The 14,289-nt window shown below is 65.1% G+C and carries 20 protein-coding genes; 11 read left to right on the top strand and 9 right to left on the bottom strand.

Annotated features, from left to right (window positions below; translation table 11 throughout):
• The first annotated feature begins 160 nt into the window (after window positions 1-160).
• On the top strand, window positions 161-574 hold the full coding sequence (locus XI02_RS29320) for a flagellar assembly protein FliX (protein ID WP_018272569.1): 414 nt from the start codon (window positions 161-163) through the stop codon (window positions 572-574).
• Window positions 575-632: 58 nt separating this feature from the next.
• Here XI02_RS29320 and XI02_RS29315 read toward each other — a convergent pair whose 3' ends face one another.
• A complete protein-coding gene (locus XI02_RS29315) occupies window positions 633-1,019 on the bottom strand; it encodes a helix-turn-helix domain-containing protein (RefSeq protein WP_016846755.1) in 387 nt (128 codons plus the stop codon).
• 104 nt (window positions 1,020-1,123) lie between these two features.
• Between XI02_RS29315 and XI02_RS29310 the strand changes: the two genes are divergently transcribed.
• The 4 genes from XI02_RS29310 (at window position 1,124) to XI02_RS29295 (ending at window position 4,347) form a co-directional block, all read left to right on the top strand.
• Window positions 1,124-1,735 carry an NAD(P)-dependent oxidoreductase gene (locus XI02_RS29310; protein WP_075968974.1) on the top strand — a complete coding sequence of 204 codons (612 nt, stop codon included), beginning with the start codon at window positions 1,124-1,126 and terminating at the stop codon, window positions 1,733-1,735.
• A gap of 210 nt (window positions 1,736-1,945) precedes the next feature.
• Window positions 1,946-2,311 (top strand): RNA polymerase-binding protein DksA, encoded by a 366-nt coding sequence (dksA, locus tag XI02_RS29305; protein WP_170991616.1) that lies wholly within the window; start codon window positions 1,946-1,948, stop codon window positions 2,309-2,311.
• Between the two features lie 238 nt (window positions 2,312-2,549).
• The gene (locus XI02_RS29300) at window positions 2,550-3,356 is read left to right on the top strand and encodes a hypothetical protein (protein WP_016846752.1); all 807 of its coding nucleotides are present in this window, start codon (window positions 2,550-2,552) and stop codon (window positions 3,354-3,356) included.
• A 205-nt stretch (window positions 3,357-3,561) separates the two neighbouring features.
• Window positions 3,562-4,347, top strand: a complete 786-nt coding sequence (locus tag XI02_RS29295; protein WP_016846750.1) for a 2-keto-4-pentenoate hydratase — start codon at window positions 3,562-3,564, stop codon at window positions 4,345-4,347.
• Window positions 4,348-4,546: 199 nt separating this feature from the next.
• Here XI02_RS29295 and XI02_RS29290 read toward each other — a convergent pair whose 3' ends face one another.
• Window positions 4,547-5,311: a carbonic anhydrase gene (locus tag XI02_RS29290; protein WP_075968973.1), complete on the bottom strand. Its 765-nt coding sequence runs from the start codon at window positions 5,309-5,311 to the stop codon at window positions 4,547-4,549.
• 585 nt (window positions 5,312-5,896) lie between these two features.
• Here XI02_RS29290 and XI02_RS29285 point away from each other — a divergent pair.
• From XI02_RS29285 to XI02_RS29260, 6 genes are all read left to right on the top strand, one after another.
• Window positions 5,897-6,838 carry an IS110 family transposase gene (locus XI02_RS29285; protein WP_018271587.1) on the top strand — a complete coding sequence of 314 codons (942 nt, stop codon included), beginning with the start codon at window positions 5,897-5,899 and terminating at the stop codon, window positions 6,836-6,838.
• Window positions 6,839-7,143: 305 nt separating this feature from the next.
• Entirely contained in the window at window positions 7,144-7,467 is a 324-nt protein-coding gene (locus XI02_RS29280) for a helix-turn-helix transcriptional regulator (RefSeq protein ID WP_016846748.1), read from the top strand.
• Window positions 7,464-7,895: an SRPBCC domain-containing protein gene (locus XI02_RS29275; protein WP_016846747.1), complete on the top strand. Its 432-nt coding sequence runs from the start codon at window positions 7,464-7,466 to the stop codon at window positions 7,893-7,895. The genes XI02_RS29280 and XI02_RS29275 overlap by 4 nt, the downstream gene beginning before the upstream one ends.
• 44 nt (window positions 7,896-7,939) lie before the next feature.
• Complete coding sequence (locus XI02_RS29270; protein ID WP_016846746.1) at window positions 7,940-8,167, top strand: hypothetical protein; 228 nt, start codon at window positions 7,940-7,942, stop codon at window positions 8,165-8,167.
• A 38-nt stretch (window positions 8,168-8,205) separates the two neighbouring features.
• Entirely contained in the window at window positions 8,206-8,637 is a 432-nt protein-coding gene (locus XI02_RS29265; protein WP_018272565.1) for a DUF1801 domain-containing protein, read from the top strand.
• Window positions 8,638-8,671: 34 nt separating this feature from the next.
• Window positions 8,672-9,169: a GNAT family N-acetyltransferase gene (locus XI02_RS29260; protein ID WP_016846744.1), complete on the top strand. Its 498-nt coding sequence runs from the start codon at window positions 8,672-8,674 to the stop codon at window positions 9,167-9,169.
• A 30-nt stretch (window positions 9,170-9,199) separates the two neighbouring features.
• Here XI02_RS29260 and XI02_RS29255 read toward each other — a convergent pair whose 3' ends face one another.
• The 7 genes from XI02_RS29255 to flgF all read right to left on the bottom strand — a co-directional run bounded on the left by XI02_RS29255 (window position 9,200) and on the right by flgF (window position 14,249).
• Window positions 9,200-9,520 carry a hypothetical protein gene (locus tag XI02_RS29255; RefSeq protein WP_016846743.1) on the bottom strand — a complete coding sequence of 107 codons (321 nt, stop codon included), beginning with the start codon at window positions 9,518-9,520 and terminating at the stop codon, window positions 9,200-9,202.
• 191 nt (window positions 9,521-9,711) lie between these two features.
• Window positions 9,712-10,005, bottom strand: coding sequence for a hypothetical protein (locus XI02_RS29250; RefSeq protein ID WP_026193017.1), 294 nt, complete (start codon window positions 10,003-10,005; stop codon window positions 9,712-9,714).
• 96 nt (window positions 10,006-10,101) lie between these two features.
• Window positions 10,102-10,536 (bottom strand): hypothetical protein, encoded by a 435-nt coding sequence (locus XI02_RS29245; RefSeq protein ID WP_038376391.1) that lies wholly within the window; start codon window positions 10,534-10,536, stop codon window positions 10,102-10,104.
• Window positions 10,537-10,863: 327 nt separating this feature from the next.
• Window positions 10,864-11,616 (bottom strand): flagellar basal body L-ring protein FlgH, encoded by a 753-nt coding sequence (gene flgH, locus XI02_RS29240; protein ID WP_069276080.1) that lies wholly within the window; start codon window positions 11,614-11,616, stop codon window positions 10,864-10,866.
• Between the two features lie 5 nt (window positions 11,617-11,621).
• A complete protein-coding gene (flgA, locus tag XI02_RS29235) occupies window positions 11,622-12,677 on the bottom strand; it encodes a flagellar basal body P-ring formation chaperone FlgA (protein ID WP_069276081.1) in 1,056 nt (351 codons plus the stop codon).
• Between the two features lie 2 nt (window positions 12,678-12,679).
• A complete protein-coding gene (gene flgG, locus XI02_RS29230; RefSeq protein ID WP_038376389.1) occupies window positions 12,680-13,468 on the bottom strand; it encodes a flagellar basal-body rod protein FlgG in 789 nt (262 codons plus the stop codon).
• A 16-nt stretch (window positions 13,469-13,484) separates the two neighbouring features.
• On the bottom strand, window positions 13,485-14,249 hold the full coding sequence (flgF, locus tag XI02_RS29225; protein WP_016846737.1) for a flagellar basal-body rod protein FlgF: 765 nt from the start codon (window positions 14,247-14,249) through the stop codon (window positions 13,485-13,487).
• Window positions 14,250-14,289 lie beyond the last annotated feature (40 nt).

Genomic DNA, 14,289 nt, shown 5'->3' with positions numbered 1-14,289 from the left:
TGTCTTGATATATTTATCGAAATTGTCGGGTCGTCATTTTCCTCGGGTTCGCCAGGGAGCGCGAAACTGCCGCGCGGCGGCAGAAATTGCCGGGTCGTTTACGCGCCGTTAACCATAAAACGGCGATGCTCGGCCCATTCAGGCCTGCGGGATCACGACGATGCGCATCTACGGACCGAACGGCACCACGCTTGGCACGTCCACCGGCGCCACGCGCCGCACCTCGTCGAGCGGCTTCTCGTTGCCGGATGCGACGACCGCTCAGGAGGAAGTTCGCTCCACCGCGGCGCCGAAGGCCGCCGCCAGCCTCGATGCGCTGCTCGCGCTGCAAGGCGTCGAGGACCCGACCGAACGCCGCAAGCGCTCAGTCGCCCGCGGCAAGGGCGCGCTCGACGTGCTCGATGCGCTCAAGCTCGGACTGCTGTCCGGCAATTTCGATTCCTCCACGGTGAACCGGCTGCGTGACGCCGCGGCGAGCCTGAAGGAATCCTCCGGCGACCCCGGCCTCGATGCCGTGCTCGGCGAGATCGAACTGCGCGTCGAGGTCGAACTCGCCAAGGCCGGGCAATACTAGGCTCCTCTCGATCAACTCACCTGTCCCACGCCGCCAGTGCCTTCAGGCCGCCGGTGCCTCAGGCCGCCAGCGCCTTGCGCTGCGCGTCGTAGCGGCGTTGTGCAGCCAGCACATCCTTCAGATTCTGTTCGGCCCAGTCGCGCAGCGGATCGACCGCTTCGGCGAGCGTCGATCCGAGCGGCGTGATTGAATACTCCACCGTCACCGGCACCGTTGCGATCGCCCGGCGGCGCAGCAGCCCGTCGCGCTCCAGGCTCTTCAGCACCTGCGACAGCATCTTCTGCGAGATGCCTTCGATGGCGCGTCGAAGCTGGTTGAAGCGCATCGGCTCGCCGCGCAGCAGCAGCAGGATCAGCACCGCCCATTTGTCGCCGACCCGGTCGAGGATCTGGCGCGTCGGGCAATTGGCGGCATAGGCGTCCGGCTTGAGGCTCGTGGCTTTCATCGCGGTTACTCCGGCGTGATCAGGTGAGGCAAGAGTGCCTTCTTCACACCTACATCCATTTCGCTATCTAGTCACCATTGGAAACTATCAATCGGAGACTTGAGATGAAGATCGCCATCGCCGGCGCGTCCGGCCAGGCCGGCTCGCGCATCACGGCGGAACTCGCCCGCCGTGGCCACGCCGTCACCGCCATCGCCCGCAACCCGGAGAAGATCGCCAGCGTGCCCAATGTCACTGCCTGCAAGGGGGACGCGAACGACCAGGCCGCCCTGGCCGCGTTGTGGGTCGGCCACGATGCCGCGATCAGTTCGATCCATTTCCTGGTCAGCGATCCCGCCAAGCTGATCGGGGCTGCCAAGGCGTCCGGGGTCGGCCGCTATCTCGTGGTCGGCGGCGCCGGCAGCCTCGAGGTGGCGCCGGGGGTCCGCCTGGTGACCACCTCCAACTTTCCGCCCCAATACAGGGCCGAGGCCTCCAAGGGGGCTGAGTTCCTCGACCTGCTGCGCCAGGAGAAGGACCTGAACTGGACCTTTTTGTCGCCCTCGGTGCTGTTTGTGGCCGGCGAGCGGACCGGCAAGTTCCGCCTCGGGACCGACCAGCTTCTGACCGCCCCAGACGGCAAAAGCTCGATCTCGTTCGAGGATTTCGCAGTTGCACTCGCCGACGAAATCGAGCGTCCGGCCCATATCCGCCGGCGTTTCACGGTCGGTTATTGAGGGGGCAGGGCCGTCCCCGGGCAGGGCGGATAAGTTTGCCTGTGCAAGGCCTTGGGGGCGGCCCGCCTTTCGCGGTGGCAGATATTGTCTGTCACATGACGTGGCTATATAAGGCGCCGCGCGGAGGGGTTGTGTTCCCTCCGCCTGACAGGGACATGGCTGCCTTTGGAAAAGCTGAAGAACTACCGGCCGACTGAAAAAGAGCCTTTCATGAATGAGCGGCAGCGCGATTATTTCCGCGCCAAGCTGCTGGCCTGGAAGGATGAGATCCTCCGCGAATCGAAGGTCACGTTGCAGACGTTGCAGGAAGAGAACGTCAATCATCCCGACCTCGCGGACCGAGCGTCCTCGGAAACCGACCGCGCGATCGAACTTCGTGCCCGCGACCGTCAGCGCAAGCTGATCTCCAAGATCGACGCGGCACTCCAGCGCATCGAAGACAACACCTACGGCTATTGCGAAGAGACCGGTGAACCGATCTCGCTGAAGCGGCTCGAAGCCCGCCCGATCGCAACGCTGTCGGTGGAGGCGCAGGAACGCCACGAGAAGCGCGAGAAGGTCTATCGCGACGAATAGTGGTGACGGATCGCCACGGATTGCTACCGGCGCGTACCGGTTGTACGTTCGCGCCGCCATGATGACACGCACTCTCAACATCGCTTCGGTGTTTTTCCTGGGCTGATCCCGCTTCCTTATGGAAGCGCTGAGCGGCCCCACGAGCTTTCGCTCCTGGGATTCCAGTGAAACCGAATGAGCCGGTCAGGTTCCGCGCATCGCGGAGCAGCGATGGCCGGCGACAGTTTGAGAGACAATCATGACCCCTCGAAACGACCCGCGTGCGCTTGACGGCGCGCAGATCGAGCAATTCATCCAACAGGGCTTTGTCCGGATCGACAGCGCCTTTCCCCGGGAACTCGCCGACCTGGGACGCGCCATCATGTGGCGTGATCTGCCGTGCAGCGAGCACGACCCTTTGACCTGGACCCAACCGGTGATCCGGCTGCCGGGCTACGGCGGTACGCCGTTTCGCGAAGCGATCAACACGCCGCTGCTGCACCGGGCGTTCGATCAGATCGCCGGTCCCGGCCGCTGGCGCCCGCGCGACGACATCGGAACCTTTCCGGTGCGCTTCCCGCATCCGGACGATCCCGGCGATGCCGGCTGGCACATCGACGTCAGCTTCCCCGGCCAGGATTGCGACCCGAACGAGCGCAGCGACTTCTCCGCCTGGCGGGCCAACGTCGTCTCGCGCGGCCGGGCGCTGTTGCTGCTGTTCCTGTTCTCCGACGTCGGCGAGAACGACGCGCCGACCCGGATCAGGGTCGGCTCGCACCTTCCGATGGCCCGCTACCTCGCGCCGGCGGGCGAAGCCGGGCGCGCACGCATGGTGCTCGACGATGTCGGCGCCGACTGCGAGGTCGCGCTCGCGACCGGTGAGGCCGGCACGGTCTATCTGTGTCATCCGTTGCTGGTGCATGCCGCGCAGAAGCATCGCGGCACGACGCCGCGCTTCATGGCCCAGCCGTCGCTCGTTGCCGGCGAGCCGTACCGGCTGGAACGTGCGGATGGTGCGTATTCGCCGGTCGAGATCGCGATCCGGCAGGCGCTTGGCATGGGGTGAGGCGCAGCACCTGCTCGGCTGGCGCCCGCGCGGCAATGAGGAGATGATCGTCGCGACCGCGAAGAGCCTGATCCGGCTCGGCCTCGTCAAGGCCTGACGGCAGCTCCCGTCCAGCGTGCTTGCCAGACGCGTCGGCGAGTGCTGAATTGCAGCGAGCAGACGGAGGCGCCACCGCGCCGCCGAGAACACCAGGGAGGCTGCGCAGATGGATCGGGTCCTCGCGGCCGCAAAGGCGATCGCCAGCGCGCGTCGCAGCCGGGCGCCGCTCAAGGCGCTTCCGAAGGACGTCGTGCCGCGCGACGAGGCCGAAGGCTATCAGGTGCAGTACGCGCTGCACGCTCTGATGCAGCCACACGTGGGCAGCCTCGTCGGCTACAAGATCGGCTGCACCAGCGCGGTGATGCAGGAATATATCAACATCCCGCACCCCTGCGGTGGTGGTGTGTTCGAGAAGGTCGTGCATGACAGCGGCGTGCAGCTGCCGGCGGCCGAGTTCGTCCATGTCGGCGTCGAGTGCGAGATCGCGGTGCGGCTCGCCCGCGATCTCGCTCCCAGCGAGGCGCCGTTCACCGCCGAATGGGTCGCGGAAGCGATCGATGCCTACTATCCCGCGATCGAGATCGTTGACGACCGCTACGTCAAATGGGAGACGCTGGGTGCGCCGACGCTCATTGCCGACGACTTCTTCGCCGCGGGCTGCGTGCTCGGGGAGGCGGTGCCTCGCATCAACATGCCCGATCTGCGCGCGGTCGCGGGACGCGCGATCGTCAACGGCAAGGAAGAAGGCCGCGGCACCGGCGCCGACGTGCTCGGGCATCCCCACAACGCGCTCGCCTGGCTCGCCAATCATCTCGCCACTGAAGGCCGTGGCCTGCACGCCGGCCAGATCGTGCTGACCGGCAGCCTGGTCAAGACGGTGTGGCTGAAGGCGGGCGACACGGTCGTGATGGAGCTCGACGGTCTCGGCAAGGTGGAAGCGACCTTCACCTGAGGCGACGTTGGGCGAGCTTGCCGCCACATAAAGATGTCGTTCCTGCCTAGTGCGCAATTGCGCACGGGAGCAGGGACCCATAACCACGAGTGCTGATTGTTGCACGGCGCCGGAACGACGAGCGCGGTTCACGACGGCCGCCGCGGAGTATGGGTCCGGCTTTCGCCTGCTTTCGCAGGGACGACACCGAGTGCGATGTTCACCTGACTTTCACATCGCCGGCCGTTTTGGCGTCGGTGACCAGCTCGACCTTGCCGTCGGTCAGCCGATAGACCGCGCCGACCACCCTGAGCTTGCCCTGATCGACCGCGGCGCTGAGGATCGGCGTCGCCGATTTCAGCTTCGCGACGTTGTCGATGACGTTCTGCCTGATGGCGTTGGCGAGCCGGTCGCCTCCCTTGCCCTCGGTCGCCTTCACCGCCGGTGCGATCGCATTGACCAGCGAGGGCAGATGGCCGGGCAGGGTGGTGTTGTCCTTTAGCGACTTGATGGCGGCGTCGACCGCCCCGCAGCTGTCGTGGCCGAGCACCATGAACAGCGGCACGTTGAGCACGGCCGATGCATATTCCAGGCTCGCGATGGTCTCGTCGCTGGCGAAATTGCCGGCGACGCGGCAGACGAACAGATCGCCGCGGCCGGTGTCGAACGCGTATTCCGGTGCGATGCGGGAGTCCGCGCAACTCAGGATGCCGGCGAACGGATTCTGTCCGCCGGCCAGCGCCTCGCGCTCGTGCTTGAAATCATGCCGCCGCGAGACGCCTTCGACATAGCGGAGATTGCCCTTGACCAGCCGGTCCAGCGCCGCGTCCGGCGCCAGCACATTCTGCGGCTTCGGCGGCGATTTGGTTTCCTTGGCGGAAACCGGCGGCGCGAGGGCGAGGCTGGCGGCGGTGCAGGCCGCGGCAGCGAGGAAGCGGCGCCGGGAGGTCTGGGTGGGAGCTGCGATTTCGCAAAGCTGGCACATCAAAAATCTCCGTAAAATTATCCGGGAATAGCAATCGCGTCCGTGCAAAGGTTGTAGATCATGCGCTGTGCCACCGCAACGATGTGGTTTCGCGCGCTCGGAGCCATCAAGTTCGCTGTCGTCTCTGCGAAACCAGCAGAACCGTCATCCTGAGGCGCGCCAACGTTTCCGCGCGAAGCGCGGCCCGATGACAGGCTCCGCGCAACTTGAAGGATCGACGCCATCCTTCGAGGCTCGCTGCGCTCGCATCTCCAGCGGCAAAGGCGAAGCCCTTGCGCCGGCATGACGGTATTCGCGTTGTGCGTTGCGGCTCTCTGCATGCGTCGTCCCGGCGAAGGCCGGACCCATACGCCGCGGCGGACATCGTAGGCGGGACTCGTCATTGCAACAGCGCTTAACAATTTGCTTCGGTGGTTATGGGTCCCTGTGTCTTGGAAGTGTGTCAGGATGAGGGTGGGCGGGAAGCCGTTGGGTCCTTGGCGCTTGACGCCGTGAGCCGGCTCGGTCTCCCGCCCGTTCCATCTATCAACCTGAACAGTTGCACGAGGCTGCACCAACAGACCTCGCATCACAGGGACAGGCACCGTGATCATAGCTCTTCGTTACGTCGGAATCGACATCTCCAAGAAACACCTCGATATCTTTGATGAGGCTGACGGCGTGCCGAGGCGCATTGCCAACGCGACACAGGCCATCACACAGCAGGTGGCGCGTTGGCAATGCGATGCGCTGGTGGTCTTCGAGGCGACGGGTATCTATGACCTCGCGCTTCGCGAGGCGCTGCGTCAGGCCGGGATCCAGTTCGCACGGATCAACCCGGCCCGTGCCCGCGACTTTGCACGGGCCAGCGGCCTACTCGCCAAGACCGATCCGATCGATGCGCGGATGCTGGCGGCCTTTGCGCGGGCCATGCAGCCCGCCCCCGAGCAGGTCGCCGATCCTGCACGGGGCGCCTTGGCGAGGCTTGCAAAACGGCGGGATCAGCTGGTCCTCATGCGCGCCCAGGAGAAGAACCGGCGCAGCGAGGCCGACGATCGCGCCATGGCCGAACGCATCGGCCGCCTCATCGAGGTCCTCGACAGCGAGATCGCCGAGATCGAGGCCGACATCAGCGCATTGATTAAAGCCGAAGCGCAGATCGCGGACGATGCGAAGTTAATGCGTTCGCTGCCCGGCGTGGGTCCCGTGGCCTGCATGCAGCTCATCGCGCAGATGCCGGAACTCGGGCGGGTCGGACCGAAACAACTCGCAGCGCTCGCTGGCCTTGCTCCCTTCAACGTCGACAGCGGCACCTTCCGCGGCAAGCGCAAGATTGCGGGCGGCCGAAAGCGCGTTCGTGACGCCCTCTATATGGCGGCCCTCAACGCAGTTCGCAGAGCTGATCCGTTCAAGGCCTTCTATGCACGACTGCGACAGGCCGGAAAACCAGCCAAGCTCGCCCTCATCGCCGTCGCCAGGAAGCTGCTCACGGTCCTCAATGCCATGATGCGAGACCGAAAGCCGTACCTGCAGACCAAACCAACATAACAGTTGCCGGCCTGCGCCGGGACGACACTGAGTGTGTTGCGCTGTCGGTGCTCAAAGCTTCGCATTCTCGCGAGATGATTTGCCCGAGCTTTGCTCTTCGTGCCGCCCTGAGTTGCCCGACGGGCCGACATCGGCGCCACCGGATAACCCGCGGGTTATGAGAGGCCCGGGTGGTCTTGTTGTACGATTGAGCCGAAGAAACCCCAGCTAGCGCGGCCACGGCCGCACCGCCGAAGTTTCCGGTTGACTCATCCATAGCTGGCTGGTTATACGTTAAATCATAACCAACGGGTTATTGATCGCAAATGCCAGACGCTCACGACATCCTGTTTCGAACCCTTGCAGACCCGACCCGCCGGGCCATCTTCGAGCGCCTGTGCCGCGAGGGCGAGCAGACCGTCGGCGCCCTGACGGCCCGCGCCAGGATTTCGCAGCCGGCGGTGTCGAAGCATCTCGGTGTGCTGAAGCAGGCCGGGCTGGTGCGCGACCGCCATGAAGGCAGGCAGACCCATTACAGCGCGCAACTCGGCGCGCTGGCGCCGCTGATCGACTGGACTAGCCAGATGGCGGGCTTCTGGCAGAACCGGTTCGACCACCTCGAAGATCTCCTCAAAAGGATGGACCAATGAACAAGACCACCGCTGAAACGCGTTCCGCGATCGTCGAGCGTGAGTTTCCTCATCCGCCGGAAAAGCTCTGGCGCGCGCTGACCCAACCGCATCTGATGGAGGAGTGGCTGATGAAAAACGATTTCAAGCCCGAGGTCGGGCACAGCTTCAACCTGCGCGGCGAGTGGGGCGGCGTGCTGGACTGCAAGGTGCTCACCGTGGAGCCGTACAAGACGCTGTCCTACACATGGAATTTCGCGCATGCGGATGCCGCCTACAATCTCGAGAGCGTCGTGGTCTTCACGCTGACGCCGACGGCCACCGGCACCCATTTGCGCGTCGAGCAGTCCGGCTTCCAGCCGCATCAGAAGCAGGCCTATGGCGGCGCCCATGCCGGATGGAAGCAGTTCCTCGAGAATCTCGATCAGCTGATGGCGCGGCCGGAGTGAGGCGCGCTCGCGAACTCACAACATTCATCCAACAGGAGGTCACATTGAACTGGAACAACTGGATCCGGCAATCGCACCGCTGGCTCTCGATCGCCTTCACGGTCGCCGTCATCATCAACATCGTCGCGATGGTCCTGCAGCAGCAGGCGGTCTGGATCGGCTTGCTGGCGCTGTTCCCGCTGATCTTGATGCTGCTTAGCGGCCTTTATCTGTTCGCGTTGCCTTATCTGTCGCCGCGGCGGATCGCGAAAGGCTCGACCTCGGCGTCCTGAGTGTGGTTGCATGGAGGTCGGAACGCGAGGCGAGAATAATGACGGCATCGGAACGTATCGACCGGATGATCGAGGATCTCACCGACTGGCGCGGCAAGACGCTCGCCAGCCTGCGCAAGAGCATCCTCGCCGCCGATCCTGAGATCATCGAGGAGTGGAAGTGGATGGGCAGCCCGGTGTGGTCGCGCGACGGGATCATCGCGGTCGGCAACGCCCACAAGGGCAAGGTCAAGCTGACCTTCATGTATGGCGCGCAGCTGCCGGACCCCGACAAACTGTTCAACACCGGCTTCGAGGGCAATGCGCGGCGCGCGATCGATCTGTTCGAGGGCGACAAGGTCAACGCCCCTGCGCTGAAGACGCTCATTCGTGCCGCGATCGAGCTCAACCACGCCAAATCCAGGAAATCCGCGAAGAAGCCTGCGAAGAAGGCCGCCGGTACCCGCGCGACCGCGAAGAAGAAGGCGTGAGCTGCCCCGCCATGGTGCTCGCGATCCGTCCGAGATGATCAAGACCAGGCTCGCCACATCGCCGGACGCGGACTCCATCTCCGCGCTGCTGACGGCCAACGGCGGCGACCGCGGCGGCATGCTGCTCGGGCAATGGCCGCGCGAGGCGATCGAGACGCGCATTGCAAACGGGCAGCCGATCGTCGTCGCGACCGATGATGAGGGCAGGTTGCTCGGCGCGCTCCTGACGTCGGAGAAGGGATATGACGAGGCGCCGCCGGTGCAGGCCATGCTGAAGGCCTGGCCAGGGCAGGCAGATGCGTATGTCTATGGTCCGGTGTGCGTCTCGCGGGACGCGCGCGGCCTTGGCGTTCTGGAGGCGTTATACGCCAAGCTTCAGGCGACGTTCCCCGGCCGCGAGGCAATCCTCTTCATCAGGGAAGACAACCCGCGCTCGCTCAAGGCGCATCTGCGACTCGGCATGCGCGAGGTTGCGCGATACGACTTCGGCGGCAAGGTCTTGATTGTCCTGAGCGACAGGCCCGACGCGTGAATGCGGCCGTCGCCCTCGCGCGCAGCCAGGCTAGGCCGAGATGTCGACCGCCTGACCGGCCTTGCCGGCGTTCTTCTGGAACGCCTGCTCGATCAGCTCCTTGATCTTCTGCTCGACCGCGGCGCGCTGATCCGGCGTCATGTTCTTGAGGTCTTCTTCCGACATGCCCATGCTTTTGAGGATGTTCGCACGCATCCGGTCCATCGGGCTCATCTGCGCATATTTGAGAAACTTCTGCTCGGCGGTGTCGCCGAGCGAGCTGCCGCCGGTGGCGTCGGCGGTCAGCGGCTTCTTCAATGTGCCAGTCGTCATGCTGGCGGTGACCGATCCAAGGGCCGAGATCGACGTCATCTGCGCGCGCAGTCCCCATTGCAATGCTGCAATCGCGGAGCAAATGGCGTGCCATCCGTTGCAGCTGTGATTTCAAAGGGATCGCGGCGCCGCCATGCGCGCGCCCGACGCGCCGCGGGCAGCTTCTGCCGGGTGAAGTTTGCCGGGCGTGGTGTGCACGATCACCGGGCCCGCCACCGCGGTTGCGGCCTTCAGGCTATGGTGTGCACGATCACGGGACCGGCGACTGCCGTGGCCTGGCCGACCAGCAATGGACCGAGATTGTCGTCGATCCAGGCCAGTGCACGGCGGTTGGCCTCTTCGGCGCCGGCATGGTTGTTGAAGACGCTGATCGCGGTGACCGTATCGTCGCCGGCATAGACCACGTAATAGGCCATGAAGCCTTCGACGTCGCTGATGATCGGGATTGCGCCTTCCTTGATCCGGCGCGCGAGTTCCTCGGCGCTACCAGTCTTCGCCTTGGCGTGACGGATGGCGGCATACATGCGTTCCTCCTTCCGGCTGCATCGATCGGGCTGCGCTTCGCGCATGCGCGATCGTACGCCGGACCGGGTGGCGACGCCATCGGGATTGCGGACGGATTAGCTGAAGCGCCTGCTCACGACCGTCGTGCGCCGGTCGGGCAGCTTCGGCAGCCTCGCCACACCCGCGCGCGTTGTCGTGGTCCTTGGGCCGGGGGCGGGCTCCGGCTCCTGCTGCTGCAGAAACAGCGTGGCTTCGAACAGCACGCCGGGGGCCTGCTTGGCCGTGCCCGAGCACACCGCCCGGTTGCCGTTGAACGAGCCGGTCAGCTGCGCCTCGACCTCGTCGCATCCGAACACGGTGGTGAACGGACCGTCGGCATAGCGGTGCGTCGTCAGGGTCGCCGTGAAGCGGTCCTGATCGAGCTGATAGGTGCCGCCATAGGTGAACATGGCGTCGCCGCCCGAGATCCTGCCATTTGCGAGCTGGACTATTCCGGTGCCTTCGCCCCGCGGCGTCCGGAACCACGCCGCATATTTTCCGTCTCTTTGCATGACCGTCATACAAACAGAAAACCCTGCGTTGTCGTCTCCCTACGTTGCAAGCGCCGGGACTTCCACTGTGCGCTGCTGCGAGGGTTAACGAACCGACAAGGCGATGGCGCGACTTTCGTGAAGCGGTATCGGACTGCGCGCGGCGACCGCGCCGGCGCACGCCACCGGTCACAAAAAGCCACGGCCCTCGCCAGGGGAGCTAGCGAGGGCCGTGTTGGTACACCGCGCCGCGCCTAGGTTCGCGACGAGATGTGGGAGCTCGTAAAAAGTCCTACTCAGGCATGATCCGTTTCCGAAAACCGGTTTCCACGTTGCGGGATCACGCCGTTAGAAGGGCAGCAGCACGTCGAGAACCTGCTGGCCGTAGCGCGGCTGTTGCACGTCGGTGATCTGGCCGCGGCCGCCATAGGCGATGCGGGCCTGGGCGATCTTCGAGGAATCGATGGTGTTGTCGCTCTGGATGTCCTCCGGGCGCACGATGCCGGCCACGATCAGCTCGCGGATTTCGAAATTGACCCGGATCTCCTGCTTGCCCTCGACCACGAGGTTGCCGTTCGGCAGCACCTGGGTGACGACCGCGGCGACGTTGGTCTGCAACGCTTCCTGGCGGTTGACCGAGCCCTTGCCGTCGCTGGAGGCCGTGGAGTCGGCGGTCAGGATGCGGCCGGGCAGGATCTTGTTCGGCTGGGTGATGGTCTGCGAGCCCAGGAAATTGGTGATGCCCGAGTCTTCCGAATTGGTGCGGCTGCGCTGGGTCTCGTTGGCGATCGCGGCCTTGTCGGTGAAGTTCACCGTGATGGTCAGGATGTCGCCGACGCGCGCGGCGCGCTGGTCCTTGAAGAAGGCGCGGGAGCCGCTGCGCCACAGCGAGTTCGGGCTGTAGGAGGCGATCTCGGGCTTCGGCATCGGCATCTGCACCGGCTTGTAGCCGGGCTGGGTGGTCGGATTGTCGATCGACGACAGCTTCGGCTGCTCGCCGATCTGGGAGAGACGGTCGATCGACGAGCAACCGCTGGCGATCGTTCCGAGTGCGAACAGCGCGCCGGTCAGGACGAGGCGGTTGATGCGGTACTGGGACATGAACTTTACTCGGCGTTTGGTGCGACTGAACTCAGCTTGACGGATGCGGAATTGGACTCGGTGGCGTCGGCGGTCGGCGCCGGGCGCGGAGGCGCGACCGAGATCGAGACCTCGCCGCGGCCGGTGACGACGCCGGAGACGGCGCGCTTGGACTGCAGATTCATGACGCTGACGGTGTCGCCCTCGGCGCCGCCATCCATCGCCTTGCCGCGGATCGTCAGGTAGAGGCCGGCGGTGCGATAGATCAGCGTGACATTCTGGTCGCGGGTGACGAGATCGGGCTTCGCGAGGTCGGCGACGCGCAGCGCCTGGCCGGGGCGGAGCTGGCGGCGGACCTGCATGCCGACGGCGCTGTCGCGCACCGCCGCGTCGTTGCCGATTTCGGCTTTCGGACGGCGCTCGACGATCACGTCGGAGGCCTTCAGCACGTCGCCGCGCTCGACATTGCGCGTCAGCACGGCGGCCTCGATGGTTTCGATCGCGGTTCCGGTGAAGCGCAGCTTCGACGGCGCGGCGCCGGCGTCGTTGCCGATCTCGAAGGTCAGGTCGAAACGCGTCGAGCGCGGGTCGTAGCGCACGGCGATCGGCTGCATCACGCCGGTGTTGGTGGCCTCGAGGCGGATGTCGCCGGGATCGCGGTCGAAGGTTAGCGCGATGTTGCCGGCCCTGCCGAGCCCGTGGCGGCCCTCCAGCGCGCGCGACACCTGCTGCTCGATCTCCTTGCTGTCGATGGTGCGCGCCAGCCGGGTGACGGTGATCTCCTTCAGCTCGCGGGTATCGACGCCGATCACCTGGTGCGAGCGCAACACATTCAGCACCTGCGCGACCGGCAGCGTGCCTGTGGTGCCGAGGTCGGGCGCGCGGTAGACCGCGACACTGCCGGCGCTGCCGGCATTGTCGATGAGGTCGCCGACCCGCACGATGTCGTCGGCGACCGTGATGCTGGCGCGCAGCGTCGGCACCGCGATGGCCTCGCGGCGGCCTTGCGCGGCAGCCGAAGTCATCGAGGCTGCAAGAAGCGCGGCTGCGATCAGGAGTGAGCGGGCGATCATCGACATCATCCTCAGCGGAACAGGTTGGAGGTCGACTGCATCATCTGGTCGGCGGCGGAGACCACCTTCGAGTTCATCTCATAGGCGCGTTGCGCGGCGATCAGGTCGGAGATTTCCGAGACCACCTCGACATTGGCCTGTTCGAGGTTGCTCTGCTGCATGTCGCCATAGCCGTCGGTGTTGGCGGTGCCGTCCTGCGGCTGGCCGGAGGCCGGCGTTTCCACGAACAGGTTGTCGCCGATCGGCATCAGGCCGGCCTTGTTGATGAAGCGGGTCAGGCCGATCTGGCCGATGTTGGTCGATGCGGTCTGGCCCGGCAGCGTCACCGAGACCTGGCCCTGCGCGTTGATGGTGAGGCCGGACGCGTTCTGCGGGATCGTGATCGTCGGCTGCAGCAAATTGCCCTGCGCGTTGACGATGCGGCCCTGGTTGTCCATCTGGAACGAGCCGTCGCGGGTGTAGGTGAAGGTGCCGTCCGGCATCAGGATCTTGAAGAAGCCTTCGCCGCGGATCGCGATGTCGAGATCGTTGCCGGTCGGCGACAGCGTGCCCTGGGTCATCATGCGCGGCGTGCCGACGGTCTTCACGCCGCCGCCGAGGTCGATACCCATCGGCATGATGGTGTTCTGGTCCGAGGCCTGCGCGCCGACCCGGCGCACATGGTCGTAGATCAGGTCCTGGAACGCGGCGCGCTGCTTCTTGTAGCCGGTGGTGCGCAGGTTCGCGATATTGTTGGAGATCACCTGAACGCTGAGTTCCTGTGCCGCCATTCCGGTCGCAGCTGTATAAAGTGCGCGCATCGGTCAATCCCCCGGATCAGTTCGGCACGTCGGCGAGCTTCTCGATCGCCGATTTGTGCAGGTCGCTCTGCTGCTGCAGCAGCGAGGCGATTTGGGTGTAGGTCCGCGTGATCTCGATCATTCGGCTCATCTCGACGACGGAATTGACGTTCGACTTCTCGATGAAGCCCTGGCGGATCTGGGCCTTGGTGTCCGGCAGCGCCTGTGTGCCTTCGCCCGGCGCGTAGAGGTTGGAGCCTTCCTTCAGCAGGCGCTGGGCCTGCGCGAACGAGACGAGGCGCAGCTTGCCGCGAATCGAGTCGAGGCGCGAGGTGCCCTCGAGCACGGTGATGTTGCCGTCGGCGGCGATCGAGACGTCGTGGTCGGTCTGCTGGAAAGTGATCGGGCCGGCGGTGCCGAGCACCTGGTAGCCCGAGGCGGTGACCAGTTGGCCGCGATTGTTGATCTGCAGGCTGCCTTCGCGGGTGTAGCGCTCGCCACCCGGCGTCTGCACAACCAGGAAGGCATTGCCGTCGATCGCGACGTCGAGCGGGTTCTTGGTCTCTTCGGTCGGGCCCTGTGAGAAATCGTGGAAGGTCGCGCGGTCCTGCACGAAGGAGACGCGGCGGTCGGAGGACGCGAAATTGTCCTCATGCGCGTTCGAGGACAGATATTCCTGGAACAGCGACCGGTCGGCCTTGTAGCCGTTGGTGTTCATGTTCGCGATGTTGTTGGAGACGACATCCATCTGCCGTTCCAGCACCATCTGCTTCGATAGGCCGACCAGAAGGGTATTCTGCATCGGTGGTTCTCCCCTGTGAGGCGATCCGAATGCAGGTTCT

This window comes from Bradyrhizobium sp. CCBAU 21365 (genome assembly GCF_015291305.1).
Lineage (GTDB): Bacteria > Pseudomonadota > Alphaproteobacteria > Rhizobiales > Xanthobacteraceae > Bradyrhizobium > Bradyrhizobium elkanii.
The sequence above is the reverse complement of the archived record's forward strand: the minus strand, read 5'-3'. Positions and strand labels throughout refer to the sequence as shown.